The organism is Pseudidiomarina fusca (assembly GCF_032227045.1).
Lineage (GTDB): Bacteria > Pseudomonadota > Gammaproteobacteria > Enterobacterales > Alteromonadaceae > Pseudidiomarina > Pseudidiomarina fusca.
Map to the genome: position 1 here is coordinate 1 of NZ_JANFPJ010000019.1, position 19941 is coordinate 19941.

Annotated in this window: 15 protein-coding genes; 6 read left to right on the plus strand and 9 right to left on the minus strand. The window is 49.3% G+C overall.

The window, feature by feature from the left end:
- Nucleotides 1-91 precede the first annotated feature (91 nt).
- Entirely contained in the window at nt 92-1744 is a 1653-nt protein-coding gene (locus tag NOG12_RS09800; protein WP_313933144.1) for a fatty acid--CoA ligase, read from the minus strand.
- A gap of 38 nt (nt 1745-1782) precedes the next feature.
- The gene (locus tag NOG12_RS09805) at nt 1783-3306 is read right to left on the minus strand and encodes a bifunctional GNAT family N-acetyltransferase/carbon-nitrogen hydrolase family protein (protein ID WP_110075530.1); all 1524 of its coding nucleotides are present in this window, start codon (nt 3304-3306) and stop codon (nt 1783-1785) included.
- A gap of 130 nt (nt 3307-3436) precedes the next feature.
- Here NOG12_RS09805 and NOG12_RS09810 point away from each other — a divergent pair, with 130 nt between their 5' ends.
- Nucleotides 3437-4765 carry a Na+/H+ antiporter NhaC family protein gene (locus NOG12_RS09810; protein ID WP_313933145.1) on the plus strand — a complete coding sequence of 443 codons (1329 nt, stop codon included), beginning with the start codon at nt 3437-3439 and terminating at the stop codon, nt 4763-4765.
- On the opposite strand, the gene NOG12_RS09815 is transcribed toward NOG12_RS09810, so the two are convergent.
- The 4 genes from NOG12_RS09815 to gmk are packed head-to-tail and all read right to left on the minus strand — an operon-like array spanning nt 4762 to nt 8295.
- Nucleotides 4762-5154 carry a RidA family protein gene (locus NOG12_RS09815; RefSeq protein ID WP_153826910.1) on the minus strand — a complete coding sequence of 131 codons (393 nt, stop codon included), beginning with the start codon at nt 5152-5154 and terminating at the stop codon, nt 4762-4764. The genes NOG12_RS09810 and NOG12_RS09815 overlap by 4 nt on opposite strands.
- Nucleotides 5155-5210: 56 nt before the next feature.
- Complete coding sequence (gene spoT / locus NOG12_RS09820; RefSeq protein ID WP_313933146.1) at nt 5211-7325, minus strand: bifunctional GTP diphosphokinase/guanosine-3',5'-bis pyrophosphate 3'-pyrophosphohydrolase; 2115 nt, start codon at nt 7323-7325, stop codon at nt 5211-5213.
- Nucleotides 7326-7330: 5 nt separating this feature from the next.
- The gene (gene rpoZ, locus NOG12_RS09825; protein WP_110075534.1) at nt 7331-7606 is read right to left on the minus strand and encodes a DNA-directed RNA polymerase subunit omega; all 276 of its coding nucleotides are present in this window, start codon (nt 7604-7606) and stop codon (nt 7331-7333) included.
- A 44-nt stretch (nt 7607-7650) separates the two neighbouring features.
- Nucleotides 7651-8295 (minus strand): guanylate kinase, encoded by a 645-nt coding sequence (gene gmk, locus NOG12_RS09830; protein ID WP_110075535.1) that lies wholly within the window; start codon nt 8293-8295, stop codon nt 7651-7653.
- Between the two features lie 130 nt (nt 8296-8425).
- Here gmk and NOG12_RS09835 point away from each other — a divergent pair, with 130 nt between their 5' ends.
- On the plus strand, nt 8426-9016 hold the full coding sequence (locus NOG12_RS09835; protein WP_110075536.1) for a LemA family protein: 591 nt from the start codon (nt 8426-8428) through the stop codon (nt 9014-9016).
- Between the two features lie 31 nt (nt 9017-9047).
- On the plus strand, nt 9048-10700 hold the full coding sequence (locus tag NOG12_RS09840) for a M48 family metallopeptidase (RefSeq protein ID WP_313933147.1): 1653 nt from the start codon (nt 9048-9050) through the stop codon (nt 10698-10700).
- A gap of 67 nt (nt 10701-10767) precedes the next feature.
- Here the strand turns inward: NOG12_RS09840 and NOG12_RS09845 are convergent, their stop codons facing one another.
- Nucleotides 10768-13938 (minus strand): amidohydrolase family protein, encoded by a 3171-nt coding sequence (locus NOG12_RS09845; protein WP_153826912.1) that lies wholly within the window; start codon nt 13936-13938, stop codon nt 10768-10770.
- 129 nt (nt 13939-14067) lie between these two features.
- Nucleotides 14068-15306 (minus strand): NRAMP family divalent metal transporter, encoded by a 1239-nt coding sequence (locus tag NOG12_RS09850; protein WP_153826913.1) that lies wholly within the window; start codon nt 15304-15306, stop codon nt 14068-14070.
- 187 nt (nt 15307-15493) lie between these two features.
- Here NOG12_RS09850 and NOG12_RS09855 point away from each other — a divergent pair, with 187 nt between their 5' ends.
- The 3 genes from NOG12_RS09855 (at nt 15494) to NOG12_RS09865 (ending at nt 18906) form a co-directional block, all read left to right on the plus strand.
- Nucleotides 15494-16321, plus strand: coding sequence for a MipA/OmpV family protein (locus NOG12_RS09855; protein ID WP_153826914.1), 828 nt, complete (start codon nt 15494-15496; stop codon nt 16319-16321).
- A 74-nt stretch (nt 16322-16395) separates the two neighbouring features.
- Complete coding sequence (locus tag NOG12_RS09860; protein WP_313933148.1) at nt 16396-17502, plus strand: NADH:flavin oxidoreductase; 1107 nt, start codon at nt 16396-16398, stop codon at nt 17500-17502.
- Between the two features lie 39 nt (nt 17503-17541).
- Nucleotides 17542-18906 carry a DASH family cryptochrome gene (locus NOG12_RS09865; protein ID WP_313933149.1) on the plus strand — a complete coding sequence of 455 codons (1365 nt, stop codon included), beginning with the start codon at nt 17542-17544 and terminating at the stop codon, nt 18904-18906.
- 13 nt (nt 18907-18919) lie between these two features.
- Here the strand turns inward: NOG12_RS09865 and NOG12_RS09870 are convergent, their stop codons facing one another.
- A complete protein-coding gene (locus NOG12_RS09870; protein WP_313933150.1) occupies nt 18920-19897 on the minus strand; it encodes an alpha/beta fold hydrolase in 978 nt (325 codons plus the stop codon).
- Nucleotides 19898-19941 lie beyond the last annotated feature (44 nt).

Here is a 19941-nt window from a genome sequence, read left to right on the forward strand (position 1 = left end):
ATGCGAGAAAAAAATGCCAGTCAGCTCTTAACTGACTGGCATTACCCATTACGGGCCTTTTTTGTGGGTAGCTACAACTAAAAGATGCCCGCTAGTTTGCTGCTTGCAGCTGCTTGCGAATCAGTTTTTTATCGATTTTACCAACGCTGGTGCGAGGAATCTCCGCAACCACGGTGACCGAATCAGGAATCGCCCATTTTTCAATCAAGCCAGCCTCAATAAACTGCTGTAAATGATCAGCAACTTGCTCGCGATCAACGGCAGCATCAGCTTTCACTGTAAGCATAGCATGAGGGCGCTCACCCCACTCTGCATCAGGGAGTCCAACCACAGCTGTCAGTTCAATGTCAGGATGCTGACTGATGAGGTTTTCCAGATCTAACGAGGAAATCCATTCACCGCCCGTTTTAATCACATCTTTTATGCGGTCACGAATTTGCAGGGTGTAGTTACTATCAATGGTGCCGACATCGCCTGTATGCATCCAGCCATTAGCCCACAGCTCAGCACTTTTTTCTGGCTCGTTTAGATAGCCCTGAGTGAGCCATGGTGTGCGCACCACAACCTCACCCATAGCTTCACCATCATGAGGTAAAAAACGACCGTTATTATCAATAATACGCATATTCACCAGTGGTACTGGGCGCCCAGTTTTAATCCGTTCTTGTACTTGGCGCTGCTGATCAAAGTCCGAGGCCTCAAGCGGCAACCAGGTGGTACTCAACAGTGGACAGGTTTCGGACATACCGTAGCCGGTATAGACCTGAATGCCGCGTGCGAGGGCGGCATCGGCTAAGCCTGCCGTTAGCGCACTGCCTCCAATTAACACCTGCCAGCCACTAAAATCAATCGCTTGAGCTTTTTCACTACTCAGTACCATCTGTAAAATGGTCGGCACACAGTGCGAGAACGTCACTTTTTCTCGTACAAACAACTGCAGCAAAGTCGCTGGCTCGTAACGACCAGGATACACTTGCTTGAGCCCCATCATGGTGGCGACATAAGGTACGCCCCAAGCATGCACGTGAAACATTGGAGTGATTGGCATATACACACTACCAGCCTGCATCAACTGCATATTGTCATTCATGCTTGTAGTGGCTGCTAAGGTGAGTGTGTGCAGCACCAATTGTCGATGCGAAAAGTACACCCCTTTCGGGTTGCCGGTGGTGCCGGTGGTGTAAAAGGTTGTGGCAATAGCGTTTTCGTCAAAATCAGGGAAATCATATTCCGGCAACGCCGCTGCCAATAAGCTCTCGTAATCACCCACGGTGGCCAGCGCAGGCTCCGCTGGAGTATCGCTATCACTTAGCTGGATGTATTTTTCGACGGTTACCAGCTCATGTTTTACTTTCGCTAACAACGGCAAGAAGTCATCGTGCGCCAACACCACTTTATCCTCGGCATGATTCATGGTGTAGACAATTTGCTCGGGGGCTAAGCGCACGTTCACCGTATGCAACACAGCGCCAAGCATGGGAATAGCGAAAAAGCACTCAAGATAGCGCGGTGTATCCCAATCCAACACCGCCACCACATCACCTTGCTTCACTCCTTGCTCGGTCAGCATATTAGCGAGGCGTTGCACGCGCTGATTAAACTCAGCATAACTGTAACGCTTGCCATTATTACCGCCAACGATCTCGTTATTAGCACCGTAGCGCTCGCTTGAGAGTAATAACTGCTTTATCAGTAACGGATACTGATAGGCTTCATCAGCCGGCTTTAGTAGTTTTACTGACATAGGTTGTCCTTGTTGTTCTGTCTTTTATTTTTATAGAGTTACCACTTACGGGTAACTTCGTAGATATCGGTACGACGATCTTTCAGGTTCGTGACCGAGCCTTCATGATGTAAATAACGTAATTCGTCTAAGTTTAGATCCGAAAAAATAAGTTGCTCAGTGTTTGGCGTGGTTTCCGCTAAAATAGCATCGTACGGAAAGGCAAAGTCTGACGGCGAAAACACCGCAGACTGGGCGTACTGCACATCCAGACTTTCTACTTGCGGTAAGTTACCCACGCTGCCACAGGTCACCACATAACACTCGTTTTCAACCGCGCGGGCTTGGGCGCAGTGACGCACACGCAGATAGGCATTGCGGGTATCTGTCCAAAACGGCACAAACAACACTTCTAAACCTTCGGCCGCCATCAGTCGACCCAATTCAGGAAACTCCACGTCGTAGCAAATTAAAATGCCCACACGGCCGGCATCGGTATCAAACACTTTAACCACATCGCCGCCTTCAATGACCCAGTCACGCTTTTCATGCGGGGTGACATGTATTTTTCGTTGTTCTTCAACGGTACCGTCGCGGCGACACAAATAAGACACGTTATAAATCACGTCATCTTCATCGAGTGGCATCGAGCCAGTAATGATATTGACGTTGTAACTGACCGCCATCTGTGACATTTCACGTTTAAAGCGTTCGGTAAAGCTAGCTAAAAACCGGATCGCATCTTTCTGCTGGCTCTGATCTGTCAGCCCCATCAGCGGTGCATTAAAAAATTCTGGGAACACCGCAAAATCACTTTGATAGCTCGACATGGCATCGACAAAGTATTCAACTTGGCGCAGCATTTCTTCCACCGACTCCACTGAGCGCATTTGCCACTGCACCGCCCCAACGCGGACATTGCGGATGCGGCTACCTAGAATATTGTCCGATGGCTCGTACAAAAAGTTATTCCATTCAAGGAGCGTGGCAAAACCAGCCGAACGCTTATCCTCGGGGAGGTACTTACCTAACAAACGTTTTACGGTGAAATCGTTAGCTAACTGAAAGGTTAAAATCGGGTCATAAATTTCGCGCCGATGCACCCCTTCAATATATTGCCCAGGGCTCAGCTCATCAGCATATTTGTGAAAGTTAACAATGCGACCACCCGCTAAAATGGCCTTCAGATTAAGCTGGCGGCAAAGTTCTTTACGCGCATCGTACAAACGCCGACCTAAACGATAGCCACGATAATCAGGATGAATCAGTACATCCAGGCCATACAGCGCATCACCTTTACGATCATTGAGAATATTCTCACGCGCATCCATTAAATCATCGTAGGTATGGGGGTTACTAAAACGAGCGTATTTAACCCGTACCGTTAACGCTACGCCCACCAGTTGGCCGCCATCTTCTAAACAGATCTGACCTTCAGGAAATTCTTTGATTAATTTCCGAATGGTAGCCTCACCCCAAGCCCCGCCAATGTCTGGATACACCTTGTCCATTAACGGTTTTAACTGAGGGTAATCCTCATCTTTTAGATTACGTAACTGTAAATGTAGATCATCAGGGCTCATAGACTTCCTTTGTGGTTCTGTGTACAACATCAATTAAAGGTATGACGAATAGGCAAAGCTTGCAACGTCAACATAAGACATATAAACTTCTGGACGTCTAAAACAACAATAACACTGCGCAGGAAAAACGATGAATCAACCCGCTAGTGCCAAAGCACTTTTACCCTTACTGCTCTTTCTTTCGCTGTTTTTAGGTGTAGGTGTCTACTTTCAAGTGACTGGGGTCGACTATGCCTTTTATCAGCTTAATAGTCCCGTTGCTATTCTGCCCGCTATTATTTTAGCAGTACTACTCAGCAAGCAAGCCTTTGAAGAACGTATCAATACTTTCGTGGCGGGTGTCGGCGAGCGCAATATCGTCACCATGTGCATGATTTATTTATTAGCCGGAGCATTTTCTACGGTAGCAGCGGCGACCGGTGGCGTCGATGCCATGGTGGCCTTGGGTTTAAACGTGATTCCACCACAGTTTTTGCTGCCAGGCCTATTTATTATTGCCGCTGTGGTGTCTACCGCTATGGGTACCTCGATGGGCACCCTAGCTGCGCTAGCTCCAGTGGCTCTGGGCCTCGGTCAGGCTGCTGATATCGACTTAGCGTTATTAGCTGGAGTCTTGGTAAGCGGATCCATGTTCGGGGATAACTTGTCATTTATTTCAGACACGACTATCGCAGCTACACGTACCCAAGGCTGCGCCATGAGCGACAAGTTCAAAGCTAATCTAAAAATTGCTTTGCCAGCTGCTGCCATTACGCTGATTTGGCTTTTCACCTACGATACCGGTGCAGTCCCTCCGAAAATACCAGAGGCTAATCTCTGGCTGGCCTTGCCGTACTTTTTTATTATTGTGCTTGCCGTGCTCGGCTTAAATGTGTTTGCTGTGCTGACCCTGGGTATCATTTTAGCTGCTGCGTTCGGCATGGCCACGGTTGACTATCAATGGGTTGCCTTTAGCAAGGACATCTACCAAGGCTTTACCAGCATGCAAGAAATCTTCTTGCTGTCACTTCTTATTGGCGGCTTGAGTGCGCTGATCCGCCAGCAAGGTGGCCTACAATTTCTTGCGGATGCCGTAGGCACAGTTACCAAACGTTTGTTCAAGCACAAACAACAACGGGCGGCCTTTGGCGTGGCAGGCTTAACCGCGCTAACAAACTTTGCTGTGGCTAATAATACAGTCACCATTTTATTAAGTGGCGAAGTGAGTAAACGTCTAGCTGAAGAAGGCGATCTAGCACCACGACAAAGCGCGAGCTTACTGGATATTTTTGCCTGTGTAGTACAAGGTGCTTTGCCCTACGGCGCACAAGCCTTATTGATGGGGGCTAGTTTTGGTTTGTCGCCGTTAGAAGTGAGCTTGCATACCGGCTACTGCTTTATTTTAGGAGGGGTATCCTTGGCGATGATTATCTGGCGCAAACCCTTAGAGAGCCGCGCCAGTAGCACAGCAACTGCCTAGTTAGTACTAGGCAGTTCCATCACACCATCAATTTCAATCTGTACATTTTTGGGCAATGCCCGTACTCCAATCGCTGCGCGAGCGGGGTACGGCGCTTGGAAGAACTCAGCCATCACTTCATTCACCACAGCAAAATGACTTAAATCGGTTAAATAAATTTGTACTTTCACCATATCCTGCAGTTCACCACCGGCAGCTTCACAAACTGCAGCAAGGTTTTTGAACACTTGCACCGCTTGCTCACGAAAATCTTCGCTAATCACCGTCATGCTGCTCGGCACTAGTGGGATCTGGCCCGACAAATACACAGTGGTGCCAATTTTTACTGCTTGTGAGTAGGTACCAATTGCGGCTGGAGCATTATCGGTACTGATAATAACTTTCGACATAGTTGTTCCTAAAAGTAAGTTCTGTTAATTGGGGTAAGGACAGATAACTAAGGGGGTTATTTGCGCAGTCGCCACACGCGTTGCACATCGGGCATCTTTCGGATATGTCGCAGCACGTTGGCTAGTTGAGTTCGATCTCGTACGGTAAGAGCCACATCAATATAGTAAATATTAGCATCGAGCTCTTCGGTTTTCAGACCATGAATATTACAACCAGCAGCAGCAATAGCTGTCGTTAGCTTAGCTAAAACCCCTTGATGATTAATCACTTCTACCCGCACTTCAGTAATAAATTCACCGTCCGGGTTGGCCTCCCACTGCACGGGGAAGTAGCGCCCTGGTTCATCTTCAAAGCCGCGCACGTTTTTACATTCCCGCCGATGTACTACCAAGCCTTTACCTGGGCTGACGTGAGCAATAATCTCATCACCTGGTATCGGCCGACAACACTTCGCAAAGCTCATCAACAAGCCTTCGGCACCGCGAATAGCTAGCGTACTACGAACAGGGCTGGCGCTACCATCATCTTTCAGCTGTGCTAATTCACCCAATAGACGCTTGGCAATCGCAATCGACATCATATTGCCTAAACCGATTTCGCGCAGCAGTTGCTCTTTAGACTCTAACTTCACTTCGCGTAGCACACGGGTAAATTCAGCGTCACTTATTTCATCAAAGTTGACTGGGCCTAAGGCGGCACGTAACAGACGTTCGCCAAGATTTTCCGCTTCACGGAACTCTTGCCCTTTCAAATACTGACGGATTTTGGCCCGCGCCTTGCCAGTGACCACAAAGTTCAACCAAGCAATATTAGGGCGTGAGCCTGGTGCTGTTTTGATTTCAACAGTTTGCCCCGTTTCTAATGGCTTAGAAAGCGAGTGCACTTTGTGATTCACTTTGGCACCAATACAAGTGTTACCTATATCCGTGTGCACTGCGTAAGCAAAGTCTACCGGCGTTGCCCCTTGTGGCAACTCAATGATGCGCCCCTCGGGAGTAAACACATAAATTTCTTCTGGAAACAGCTCAGATTTAACGTTTTCGATAAACTCAAACGCATTCCCAGTACTTTGCTGCAACTCAAGTAAGCTCTGCATCCAGCGCCGTGCTCGAACCTGTGCCGTGGTGCCACTACTATCTTCGGTTTTATATAACCAATGCGCCGCCACACCTCGGTCTGCCATCAAGTTCATTTCTTCGGTACGAATTTGGACTTCGACCGGAATGCCATAAGGCCCCTTCAGCGAGGTGTGCAAGGATTGATAGCCGTTTGATTTCGGGATTGCAATGTAATCTTTAAAGCGGGTTTCAATGGGCTTGTAGAGATTGTGCAGGGCACCTAACACGCGATAGCAGGTATCAACCTCATCGACAATCACGCGAAATGCATAAATGTCCATGACCTGTTCAAAGCGCAATTCTTTGTGCAGCATCTTTTGGTAGATACTGTACAAATGCTTTTCGCGGCCCAATACTCGCGCTTTGATACCCACATCGTGTAAGCGTTTTTCGATTTCTTGCTGAACCCGTTCCACCAGCTCGCGGCGATTACCGCGAGCCATTTTCACCTGAGACTCAAGCAAGCGCGCTCGCCACGGATACAGCGCATGAAAACCAAGCAGCTCTAATTCATTTTTGATGTCATGAATACCTAAGCGATGCGCCAAGGGCGCATAAATTTCGAGGGTTTCACGGGCAATACGACGCCGTTTATCAGGACGTAAATGACCGATAGTACGCATGTTATGAGTGCGGTCTGCTAATTTAATCAGAATCACTCGAATATCATGCACCATCGCCATAATCATCTTGCGATAGTTTTCCGTTTGCAGCTCTTCTTTTGAATTAAACTGCAATTTATCTAGTTTAGACACGCCTTCAACCAGCTCGGCAACGGTGCTACCAAACTGTTCAGCCAAATCTTCTTGGGTAAAAGGCGTGTCTTCAATCACATCATGCAACAGCGCTGCCATGATGGTTTCGTGATCTAAGCGCATGTCGGCTAATAAACTAGCCACAGCTACTGGATGGGTAATGTAAGGTTCGCCACTACTACGTTTTTGTGGTTTGTGCGCTTCTGCGGCTAATCGATAAGCCGCAGCAGTGCGCTCCACCTGCTCTGGTGGTAAGTACTCAGTCAGTTGTTGCCTGAGGCCTTCAAACAAATACACCCGATTTACTCAAGCCCACGAACTGCGTCAACGGCTGCCAATTCATCAGCTTCCATTTGCGCGGCTTCAGTGCGCTCGGCAGCATCTAGGCGACCTGCATCAATTTTACCAGACTCAATTTCACGCAACGCGATCACGGTTGCCTTTTCGTTGTTCTTCCAAGGTACCAATGAATCTTTACCTTGAGTCGCCAATTGACGAGCACGACGTGCTGCTACTAGCACTAAATCAAATCGGTTGCCAATGCGGTCAACTGCTTCTTCTACGGTTACGCGAGCCATGATTACTCCAACTATGTGCAAAACGGGTCAGGAATTATACGGATTTACCCGCCATTCGCCAAGAGATCTTTAAGTTTTGCGGCATGCCGCACTTGCTGTAATCCTACCTTAAGGCGCTGCGCAAACACAATATGCTCTAATTGAGCCAACGTTTGCGCAAATTTATCATTCACCAGTAGGTAGTCAAATTCATGGTAATGAGATAGCTCTGCTTGCGCTTTTGCCATCCGCCCACGAATAACTTCATCGCTATCTTGACCGCGGCCACGCAAGCGTTGCTCTAAGATCTCTAAGCTAGGCGGGATGATAAAAATAGATTGCGCATGGGGATGCGCCTCTCGCACTTGCCGTGCTCCTTGCCAATCGATATCAAGAAAGACATCAATGCCTTCCGCTAACGTCTGTTCAATGTAAACGCGTGAAGTGCCGTAATAATTACCAAACACATGGGCCCATTCATAAAATTCATCGTTAGCAATTTTTTCTTTAAACTCAGCCTCAGAAAGAAAATGATAGTGTTCACCGTCTACTTCACCGGGGCGTGGAGCTCGCGTTGTGCAAGACACAGAAACCTGCATACTATCGTGGCTATGGCGCTCTAGTAGCGCACGAATTAAACTAGATTTCCCGGCTCCACTAGGAGCAGCTAAGATAAATAAATTGCCGGTAGCTATGCTATTTGTTGTCATGAATGCTTACATTGAATGGCTTGCGAATAACGGCAAAGCATAGCATGTTGCATTAAAACGTGCGATACCTGATGCTGTACCTCATTCTAAAAACTATGATTGCCACCTTAGGTGGCGCAGGAGATGACCCATGACTGGCTGGATTATTATTATCATTGCAGTGTTGTTACTCGTTTGGGCGGTTAGCATCTATAACAACTTGGTGCGCTTGCGTAATCAATTTAAAAATGCCTTTGCGCAGATCGAAGTGCAGCTTAAACGCCGTTACGATCTCATCCCCAACTTAGTGGAAACAGCTAAGGCCTACATGAAGCACGAAGCCGATACACTCGAAGCCGTGATTCAGGCAAGAAACCAGGCTTTAGCTGCATTACCACAAGCCAAACAAGACCTCACCAACAATCAAGCCATGCAACAATTAGGTGGAGCCGAAGGCGCCCTAGGGAGTGCTTTGGGCCGGTTAAATGTGGTGATGGAGGCTTACCCTGATTTAAAAGCTAACCAAAACATGATGCAAGTGTCTGAAGAACTCACCAGCACCGAAAATCGGGTTGCTTTTGCACGGCAGGCATTCAACGATGCCGTGATGTCCTACAACACCTACAAACAATCCTTTCCACCGGTGGTCTTTGCCGGCTTTTTTGGTCATCGTGACGATGCCAGCTTACTTGAATTTGCCGATAGTAACGAGATTCAAGCTGCACCTAAAGTGTCCTTTTAATGTTAGTTGCGGATAAATTAGGTAAGCTACCATGGTGAATTTCTTTGCTCAGCAACAGCAGGCCAAGCGCAATACCAGCCTGCTGGTGCTGTTATTTCTTCTCGCCTTTATCTCAATCATTGGCATAGTAACAGCCGCCGTTGCGGTTTTTTCTGGCGCTGTGATCGTCAGTGACACCGCCCCCACCCAGATTTTTTGGCAACCGCTGATAATTACTATGGCCGTTGTTGCTGGAGGTATTTTGTTGGTCTGCCTAGTAAAATGGCTGCAGCTTCGTCCTGGCGGGCATGTGGTGGCTGAAAGCTTAGGCGGCATCCAACTCGCACCTGATAGCAGCGACCCACTAGAACGACGCGTCCTCAATGTGGTTGAAGAAATGGCTATCGCCGCCAACTTACCGGTACCAGCAGTCTATCTACTCCCCAACGAAGCCGGTATTAATGCCTTTGCCGCTGGCTACGAAACCAAAGATGCTGCCATCGGCCTTACTCGTGGTGCCGTTGAAACCTTTTCACGCGAACAGTTGCAAGCAGTGGTCGCCCACGAGTTCAGCCATATCCTTAATGGTGATATGCGGCTCAATATTCGCTTAATTGCCGCCCTAGCCGGTATTCTTTCGTTAACCCATTTGGGTTACATGCTGCTGCGTTCGTCGCGCTTTAGTTCGCGGCGCAACAATAAAAATGCACTACCTTTAGTGGGCGTGGCGCTGCTGGTAGTTGGCAGCATTGGGGTATTCTTCGGGCAGTTGATTAAAGCTGCCGTGAGTCGCCAGCGTGAATATTTAGCCGATGCTGCAGCGGTGCAATTTACCCGCAATCCCGAAGCGCTTGCCGGCGCCCTACAGCAAATTGGCGCGCGCCAGCATGGCAGTCGCGTGCACCATAGCAACGCCGACGAGGCCTCTCACTTATTTTTCGGCCAAGCACTCAGCTCTTGGTTTACTTTGATGGCAACGCATCCACCGCTAGCGCAACGCATCAAACGCCTTACTCCCCACTGGAACGGTAAGTATCCGAGCCCACAACAACACTTTAGCCAAACCCAACAGGCACGACAGCAGCAACAGCGCCCGAATGCGCTGGAGCAGTTAGCCAAACTAGCCCTACCGGTGTTGCTACTGGAGCAAGCTCGTAGCCCGCAGCAAGCTCCACAGCTTATTAGGGGGTTGCTAGAGGCGAACGTGATTGGCTCGGTCAGCCCACTAGCTGAGCTTAGCGCTGCGCAGCAACTAGCCTTGGTTGAACTTTCGATTCCGGCGCTGCAGCTCGCCTCAACCAGTAGCCAACTGGATATTGTGAAAGATTTAGAGCACTTGGCCCAGCGCGTTGCCAACGGCGGTGATTTATTTCATTGGTGTCTGTATCAGTTGCTCGCACGGCACTTATTACCTGCTAGCAAATTCAAGCATACCCTTGCGAATGACCAAGCTTTTGATATTACGGTAGCTGCCTTAACCGCAGCAGAGCAGCAGCAAGCCATCGATTTTACGCAACTTGAACGGGCTCTTAATACCTGCAAGAGTTGGTCACCGCAGGCTAAGCAAACCTTAGTACAACGTTGGTACGAAACCATTCATGCTGATGCCAAAGTCTCCGCAGTAGAGCACAAACTCATCGCCACTCTATGCGCATGTATTGGCGCTCCCTTGCCTGATCTCGAGCCTGATCTCGAGCCAGAATGATAGCTATAAAAAACCCCGCTACACCGGTCAGGTAAAGCGGGGTTTTTTGCTTATTTTCGATTACCGGTTATTCCCAGAAGAAGGCCTTCCGCGGCGCTGCTTTAGGAACCAACTGATGCATGGTTTCGGCATCGTACAAGCGGCCATTCACCATGGTATGAGTCACGCGATCCGTCACCCTAATATCCTGTAACGGGTCGCCATCAATGACGATGATGTCCGCCAATTTGCCCTGCTCTAGCGAACCTAGGTAGTTGGCCATGCCAAACTCTTTGGCCGGATTAATGGTGGCGGTAGCTAACGCCTGCAAAGGCGTCATACCGCCTTGTGCCATCATCCAAATTTCCCAATGTTGCGCTAGACCTTCGCGCTGACCATGGGCGCCAGCAACCACATCCACGCCCAAATCTTGTAGCTGCTTAGCTACATCAGCGTTATTAAAGTGATTGTAGTGATTATGCGGGGCTTTTTCGCGTCGCACCGAGCTGACCAGAGCCGGCTGCGGCACAAACTTAGCCAACTTGGGATGACGCCAAACGTCGGTTTCTGCATACCAATAGTTCTCACCCCAAATACCACCGTACGCCACCCCTAAGGTAGGCGTATAGTTCACTTCGGTTTGGCTCCAGAACTGTTTGATATCATCATAGACTTTAGCAATCGGAATAGAATGCTCAACGGTGGTATGCCCATCGGCAATCATGCTCAGGTTATGCTGCAATAAGGAGCCACCTTCTGGCACCACCATCATCTCTAGTTCGCGGCCTGCTTGAATAATCTGTTGACGCTGATTTCGACGGGGCTGGTTGTAGCTTTTTACTGAAAACGCCCCGACTTTTTTCAAGCGCTCAAGATGAAACTTAGCATCATCCAAGTTGTCCACGTGAGCCGTGTACCCAGGGCCATTGGCTCCGTACAAAATCGTCCCGGTTGAGAAGGTTCGTGGCGCCGCAATCAAGCCCGCTTTCTGTAACTCGCTCGCCGCAAAAATCTCACTGGTATCATTAGAAGGGTCATGAATTGAAGTCACCCCAAATGCCAACGTGGCATAAGTTTTCCAGTTTTGTTCGGGAATGATCTCGTTGTCGCCTTGCGGCCCGTGTGCGTGTCCATCAAATAGCCCAGGCATGACCGTTTTGCCCTTTGTATCTATGATAGTGGCACCCGCTGGCACTTGCACATCAGCACTAGGCCCCACCGCGACAATTTTATTGCCAGTGACAACAACGGTGCCATTCTCAATCACTTTATCACCGGCCATGGTGATCACTTGCCCACCGACAAAAGCGACGGTGTCGTCATGAATGGCAGCATCGGCAACAAAGCTAATGTCTAAACCGTTAGCGACTTGCTCGAACCCGCTGACATCATCGATGCCAAACAAGCCAGCAACCGAGGCATGGTAAAGCTCTGGCCCTAACGACCAGTAAAGCGCCCCACCATCACCAGCCCAAGAAATATTCTCGCCCGCTCGTACCGATAACTGCTCGACCGGGAACTGTTTATCGTTGGGGCCAATTTTAATCGCCGCGCCACGCTCCACAAACGGCGTCACAAAAACCTTAAAGCGTTCAGCAAAGGCTAAATGCTGACCATCAGGTGACACTCTAAATTCAGTAGCATGCTCGGCGGTGTAGAGCGTGCGTTGCTCTTTGGTGGTTAAGTCCACACTGATAAGCGCTGGGCTGCCACTATAAGCCATTAGATACAAGCGATCGCTACGAGCGCCAAATTGCGGTGAACTGCCATTTTTACTCACCAACTGCGGCTGCGCTTGAGCGTCGTTCAAAGATACATGATACACCCCAGGATTTAAGCCATAGGTGTCTGGTGTGATATAGCCACCGCGTAACTTGCGATACACCACAGCTTGCCCATCTGGGCTAAACACGGGTTCGACAAATTTACCGGTACCCGTAGGTAACACAGCTTCCTTGCCTGAGCGTAAGTCACGGACAATCAACTGCCCCTGTTGCTGGTCATCCCAAGTGGCATAAACCAGTTTACTACCGTCACGCGAGTAGCTTGGATACAGCTCCCACGCACCCTCGCGATCCGTGAGTCGCTTCGGCTCGCCATTGGGTAGGTTGCGCACATAGAGTTTACCTAAAGCTTCGTACACAACCTGCTTGGCATTAGGGGCCACTTGCACCATCCGTAGCATTTTTACCCGGAACTGATCCTGGTCGATGTTTTGTTCAAAGCGCAGGGCATTCTGGACTTTCTTGGTGGTTTCAACACTAAAAGGAACAACTCGAGTGCTACGGCTGGCAACATCAAGCTGCATGATTTTGCCGTCCGCCCAGAAGACTATTTTGTTACCGTCTGGGCTCCAATCCATGGTGGGATAAACCCCATGAATGGCCCAAGTTTCTTGCATGTCCCGATCCAACTGACTGTACAAACGAGTCTGTTCGCCTGAGCGTAAGTCATACAAATACAACACGCTATTAAAGTCTTCGCGCTTAATGTAAGCCAAGTAGTTACCATCTGGCGATGGCGTAGGTCGAATAGCCCCACCAGCACCGCCCAGAATCACTTCAATAGCGCCCGTTTCACGGTCATAACGTTTAATTTTATAAATGCCTTCCAACGAGTCTTTGCTGTAGTGGAAAGTTTTACCGGGCGTATCATCTTGGGAGAAATAAATATATCGGCCATCCGGCGAAAATGCTGGTTCACCGAGATCTTTTTGATCGTTCGGGCGCTCAGTTAGCATCACGCCCGAACCACCAGAGCGGTGGTACATCCAAACTTCGCCGGCACCGAGCGAGCGGCTTGCGGTAAAGTGCTTACGCGCCACAATAAACTCCCCATCAGGGCTCCAGGCCGGGCTGTTGAGCAAGCGAAAGGTTTCATCGGTGACTTGTCGAGGATTGCTACCATCAGCATTCATCACCCAAATGTTGTCACCACCATCGGCATCAGACGTAAAAGCAATGTAGTTGCCATCTGGCGAATACACCGGCTGCATATGCCAAGCAATACCGCCTATTAATAGCTCTGCATCACCGCCAGTTGCTGGAATTCGGTAAATATCACCAAGCATATCGAACAGGATATACTTGCCATCAGGGCTCATATCAACGTTCATCCAAGTACCTTCGGTGGTCTTGATCTGGATGTCTTTAAATTCACCTTGCGGATTGCTTACATCCCAGCCCTGCTCAGTTTGCGCCTGCGCAGAGAAAGATAAAGCCACGCTAACGGCAAGGGCCAGCGTTGATAATGTTTTCATAGATAAGCACCTTTGTTGTTCGTCCAATGCCGCTTGATGACAAGCAGCTCAGGTTATAGTTATTCGTTCAGGCCACACAACTCAAGCGAACTGAGCTCAACGGACTGTTTTTCAAGACCACCATGAGCTTTACAGGGCGACCAAGTAATACACATAGGCCAGCGCAAAACCAATCAAATACAATAACCCCAGCCAAGCATAAAGTCGCATTGCCAAGGATAAAGGTTTGCGTTGCGCTAACTTAAAGTTGAGCCAAGCAAAAAATGGCGTGGTTAGAAATGCCAACGTCATGGCAAAGGTTAGCATCGGGCCGAGCGCACTTTTAAAGTAAAGAATCACCAACATCCCAGCTATGGATTGGCCTACAATCCAAACGGTGAGTGATTCGCCAACGGTGGTCTCTTTGTTGCTCGGCGAGGCTGGCACCATGATACGAAAACTCTCACGCAGGGTACGGGCATAGCCATCGAGAACCGCTAGGGTGGTACCAAACATACACAGGAAGGCAATAGCTCCTACCAAGTATTCCGACCACTTGCCAATCGTTGCCCCGTACAAGCTAACAAACTGAGCAGCGAATTGGCTGCCGGCCATGGCAATAGGTTGAGCAGTGCCATATTGCACTAAGGCTCCCAACGCTAGGAACAAAAGCGCCAGCAAAGCCGTCACCCAATAGCCCAGGTTAAAATCAAATAAGCCGTGCTTGAGGGTTACCTGAGTCAGTTTTTGTTTGCTGCGCAGCCATAATGAATTAATCGCCGACAGCTCAATAGGGACCGGCATCCAACCCATCATGGCTACTAAAAAAGCGATCGCCGCCAGGCTCCAGGGTGATGGCGCCACAAAGTCCGCAGGGGGCGGAGTGGCATTCACCAAGGCAATCATGACCGCAACCAGCGTAGCAAGACTCAAAATCGCCATGATCCATTTGGCGATGCGATCCAGCGCTCGGTACTGGCTACCCAATAAAATCAGCCAACTGTTGACTAGAATCAACCAACACAAAACCGGCACCGATAAACTTGGAATAAATAACTGCAACAAGGTCGCAGTAAGTAACAACACCCCAGCGGTATTCACCACCGCCGCGATAACATTAAGCAGCGTAAAGGCCCATAAATACCATGGCCCTTGCCGATAATAGCCGCTGATCAGGCTTTCGTTGTGTTGCAAGGTATAAGACACAGCAAAACGGAAAAACGGATATTTAAGTACATTAACCAGCAAAATCACCCACCACAGCTGCCAACCAAACAAAGCCCCCGCCTGGGTTGAAGCAACTAAATGCGAAGCCCCAACTGCGGCGGCGGCCAAGATAACTCCTGGGCCTAGCGCCCGTAACCGTGATGATTGTGTGATCTGCGTCATGATAGGTATCTTATTATTATGCTAATGACTAGGGAGAATGACTGATAAGGATATTACCACCAATTGGCCGAGCCTCAAGTTTGCTTCGTTGCAGCCATCTCCTAACTCACTTTTTATTGGCATGACAGATCTGCTACCAACAGCTATACGTACTTATGGGCAATTAAACCTGTTTAGGAGAGGCTCCATGAAAAAGCTTTCAGCAATCTTATTGCCCTTAGCGTTGTTAGCAGGTGTCAATTCGACTGCACTGGCACAAGATAGCCAAGCAGCATTAGTACCTTTGCCATCCTTAGATGATTTCACCAAAGGTCAAGATGGCTGGGCCATTGGCTTAGGTGCTGGAGTTGAATACGAGTCAGCATACGAGGGCTCAGATGAATTTGGTTTAGAAGTGGACCCAGCAGGGGCCGTGCAATGGCGCCGTGGAAATGATATTTTCTACTTTGCGGGTGAAGCCATCGGTTGGCGCGGCTTACGTGCTGACACTTGGCTATTTGAAGCAACCATTGGTTTTGATGAAGGTCGTGAAGAAGCTGATTCTGACAAAGGCTACCTCAATGGCCTAGGCGATTCTGATGAAGGCGCTGAATTTGTGCTACAAGCACGCCGCGCCTTTGATGCCGATTGGCGTTACTGGTTAGACGGCCGTGTGATTGCCAGCGAAGATGGTAACCTAGGTATTTTTGGCGTAGGTACTCGCTTTGGTGATCAGCGAGACGGTACCGGAAATGAGTTGTCGCTAGTAGCCGTGTACCAAGATAGCGATCGCGCCAACCAAGATTTTGGTATCAACGCCGCACAAGCGGCTGCTTCTGGGTTAGCTCAAGCATCCTACAGTAGCGGTATGCGCTCAATCGGCTTACACTACAATTATCGTACTTATATCAACGAAAACTGGTTAGTCTTTGTTGAAGGGCTGTACGAACACTATGTTGGTGACATCAAAGACAGCCCAATCACTCGCAACGACTACGAAGCTGAGCTAGGCGTAGGTTTTATCTACATTTTCTAGTTCTCACACAAGTATTTGCTCATTTAGACGCAGCACTGTGATGTGCTGCGTTGTCTGTCTTAACAGGAGTTACCATGTCTTTAGATTTATCCCCGTTATTGCAACCCTTCAGTTGTAAAAGCTTAACCTTACGTAACCGCGTTGCAATGGCTCCCATGACCCGTAGTTTCGCACCGAACAATATCCCCAACCAAGCCATCGCAGACTATTATCAGCGTCGCGCAGCAGGCGAAATTGGCTTGATCATCACCGAAGGTGTCGAAATCAATCATGCTGGTGCCAGTGGCTTCCCTAATGTGCCGCAGTTGTTCGGCGATGCCGCGCTAGCAGGCTGGAAACAAGTGGTAGATGCGGTGCATGCGGCTGGTGGCCAAATCATTCCGCAATTATGGCATGTGGGTGCGGTTCGTAAACCTGAGCACGAAGGTGCGGCTCCGGCTTACAGCCCTTCTGGGTTATTTGCGCCAAGCAAACCTAGCGGCGTAGCTATGACTAAAAGCGATATTAAAGCTGCCATCGAAGCCTTTGCTGAAGCCGCTCGCAATGCCAAAGCAGTGGGTTTTGACGGGGTTGAAATTCATGGTGCGCATGGCTATTTGATTGACCAATTTTTATGGGTAGGCACCAACATTCGTGATGACGAATACGGTGGTTCGCTAGCGAATCGCGCTCGCTTCGCCGTCGAAGTCGTACAAGCGGTACGGGCTGCCGTTGGCGAAGATTTTGCTATTGTGTTTCGGTTCTCGCAATGGAAGCAACAAGCCTATGAGGCAAAATTAGCGGAGTCGCCAGAGCAATTAAAACAATTATTGGATCTTTTAGTAGCAGCTGGCGTGGATATTTTTCACGCATCAACCCGCCGTTTTTGGGAGCCGGAATTCGCTGGATCCGATCTAAACCTGGCTGGCTGGACGCAAAAACTGAGCGGTAAGCCTACCATTTCGGTGGGTAGCGTCGGCCTCACTGAAGATTTCATCAGCGGCACCTTTGCCTCTGATAAGCCGGCGGTAGAAAAGTCTGGTATTGACGAGCTGGTAAGACGCATGGGCAACCAAGAATTTGATCTGATTGCGGTCGGCCGGGCTTTACTGCAAGACTCTCAGTGGTTGGTCAAAATGCGCACCGGCAGAGCTGACGAAGTGGCAGCATTTAATAAAGCAGCGCTGCAAACTTTAGACTAATACCCAGCATAAACCTTCGTCTAAAGAGTGAAGTAAAGCATGGCAAAGCATCGAGTGGGATTAATGTGGTTTGAGCACGATTTACGAGTGCAAGATCATTCGTTGCTGCGCCTAGCTGCAACTGAAACAGACCAGCTGATATGCGTCTACTGCGTTAACCCTAAGTGGTTTAGTCCAAATCGTTATGGCTTACGCAGTATGGGCCAGCATCGTTGGCAGTTTTTACAGCAGAGTTTACGACAGCTACACCAACAGTTAGCACCTCTGGGCCAGCAACTGTTGGTAAGTTATCGTCCACCGCTAGAAACCATCGCCCGTCTGATTAGCCAATGTGGGGTTGATGTGCTGTACCGCAGTGAGCAGGCGGGCTATTACGAGCAGCAATATTGGGATATTGTGCGCCAGCGCTATCCGTTTTTGGATTATGTACAAGAGCATACTCACTCGCTGTTTGAACAAGCTCAGCTAGCGTCTTTGCTGCAGCCCTTTCCTAGCAGTTTTTCTAAATTTAGAAAGGCACTTGAACAAGGCGCGGCTGGTAACCGCCTCATTGATGCTATTGCTACGCCCTTGGCGGCGCCAGCAAGCTTACCACCGCCACCAGCACAGCTGGCTAAACTAGCTGCTAGTTTAGCGCCCTATACGGACTTGCAGCTGCCAACCACACCGGCGGATACGCCTTTATTTGAAGGCGGTTGCGAAGCTGGTCTGACACATCTTCAAGCTTACTTTGCCGCTGCTCATGCGCAAACTTATAAGCAAACTCGCAATAGCTTGGATGAGTTTAACCATTCCACCAAATTTTCACCTTGGTTGGCCAACGGCTCGCTCTCACCACGTCAAATCTTAGCTCAGTTGCGGCTTCATAAAGCTCAGCAAGGTGCCAATGATAATACTTATTGGATCTTATTTGAGCTGCTCTGGCGCGAGTATTTTTACTGGTATGCACGCCATTATCAGCAGCGCTTGTTTGCTTTTGCCGGGATCAGCCAACGGCCACCGCGCACCAGTTTTTACGCCGGTAGATTTCAAAAATGGTGCCAGGGCAACACTCCTTTTCCCATTGTGAACGCTTGCATGAAGCAGCTTAATGCAACCGGTTACATGTCCAACCGCGGACGTCAGTTAGTGGCCAGTTGTCTCGTACACGAGCTAGGGCTGGACTGGCGCTATGGGGCTGCTTATTTTGAACAACAACTGGTGGATTATGAGGTGGCTGCCAATTGGGGTAATTGGCAATATCTAGCCGGAGTTGGCGCGGATCCTCGTGGCCATCGCTGGTTCGATTTAGCCAAGCAAACCGCCCAGTACGACCCGCAGCAAGAGTTCATCCAACGTTGGCAAGGCGACCAGTTTGACCAGCAGCTCGATCATGTCGACGCGGCCGATTGGCCGCTGTCCTAATTGCTTGCTTAACTTAATGTTGCTGCAACCAAGGGTACAGTTGCTGGTGTAAGGGTTGGTCCATCATCATCATCACAAAATGATTGCGCTCAGCTACTTCGGTCACCTGAATCGATTCTGACTGCAACGGCGCAAAATAAGAATAAGGCGCAACCTTGTCGTGCTCACTGGCCAGAATCAAGGTAGGTACCTTTATCGCTGGCAACAGCTGTAGCAGATCTAACTGTTCAGGCTGCAACTGTTTATGCGCTAGCGCGCTGTGAACGCCCTCTTTGATGGCTTCTTCAGTGACTATTTTACTGCTGCGTGCATGGGTTTTCTGGCTTACTTGCCAGGCAGCTTCCGCAAAATCACGCATAGGTGCAAATAACAGCATACCGCTAATATCATCACGGCGGCTCGCCACATGCGCCGCAGCAACTGCCCCCATAGAAAAACCAGTCAAATACAGCGGGTGTGGGCGCTCTCGTGCGGGCAGCGAGTTAATCAGGGTATCAATGATGTCTGCGTCTAGCACGCCAAACCCAGGCTCATCATGCGATGAGGCACCATGCCCTTGCAGATCAGGTATCACTACGTGAAAGCCGAGAAAACGATAGTAGTCTGCCAGCAGGTACATGGTTTCTTTGCTGCCACCAAAACCATGCAACAAGATCATGGTACCGCGACGAGCTTCTGGTACTTGCTCACGGTTTAGCTCTAGCTGATAGTTCACGGTTCGATCCGTAAAAGCCATGGTAAAGTCCCATGAGCTTTTGTTGGTCTCAGTCTTAGGCGGTGCATACAGATAGCCCGTGCAGCCGCCTAAGTGTGGCATGCAGAACTGCCGCGATTCCATCCCCGCTTCGGCAATCACTTCAGGCATGGTGGTGGGCATACCAATAGGCTCTGCGCGTTGCAGTAATTGATATTCTACGTAGCTAGAACACCCTGATAACAAGGTTCCCATTAAGATAAAAACAACACTCGCCACGGTGAATTTACGCAACATCCAGAGCCCCTGATTCAATCGATTATTCAATAAGTAAGGCTCTG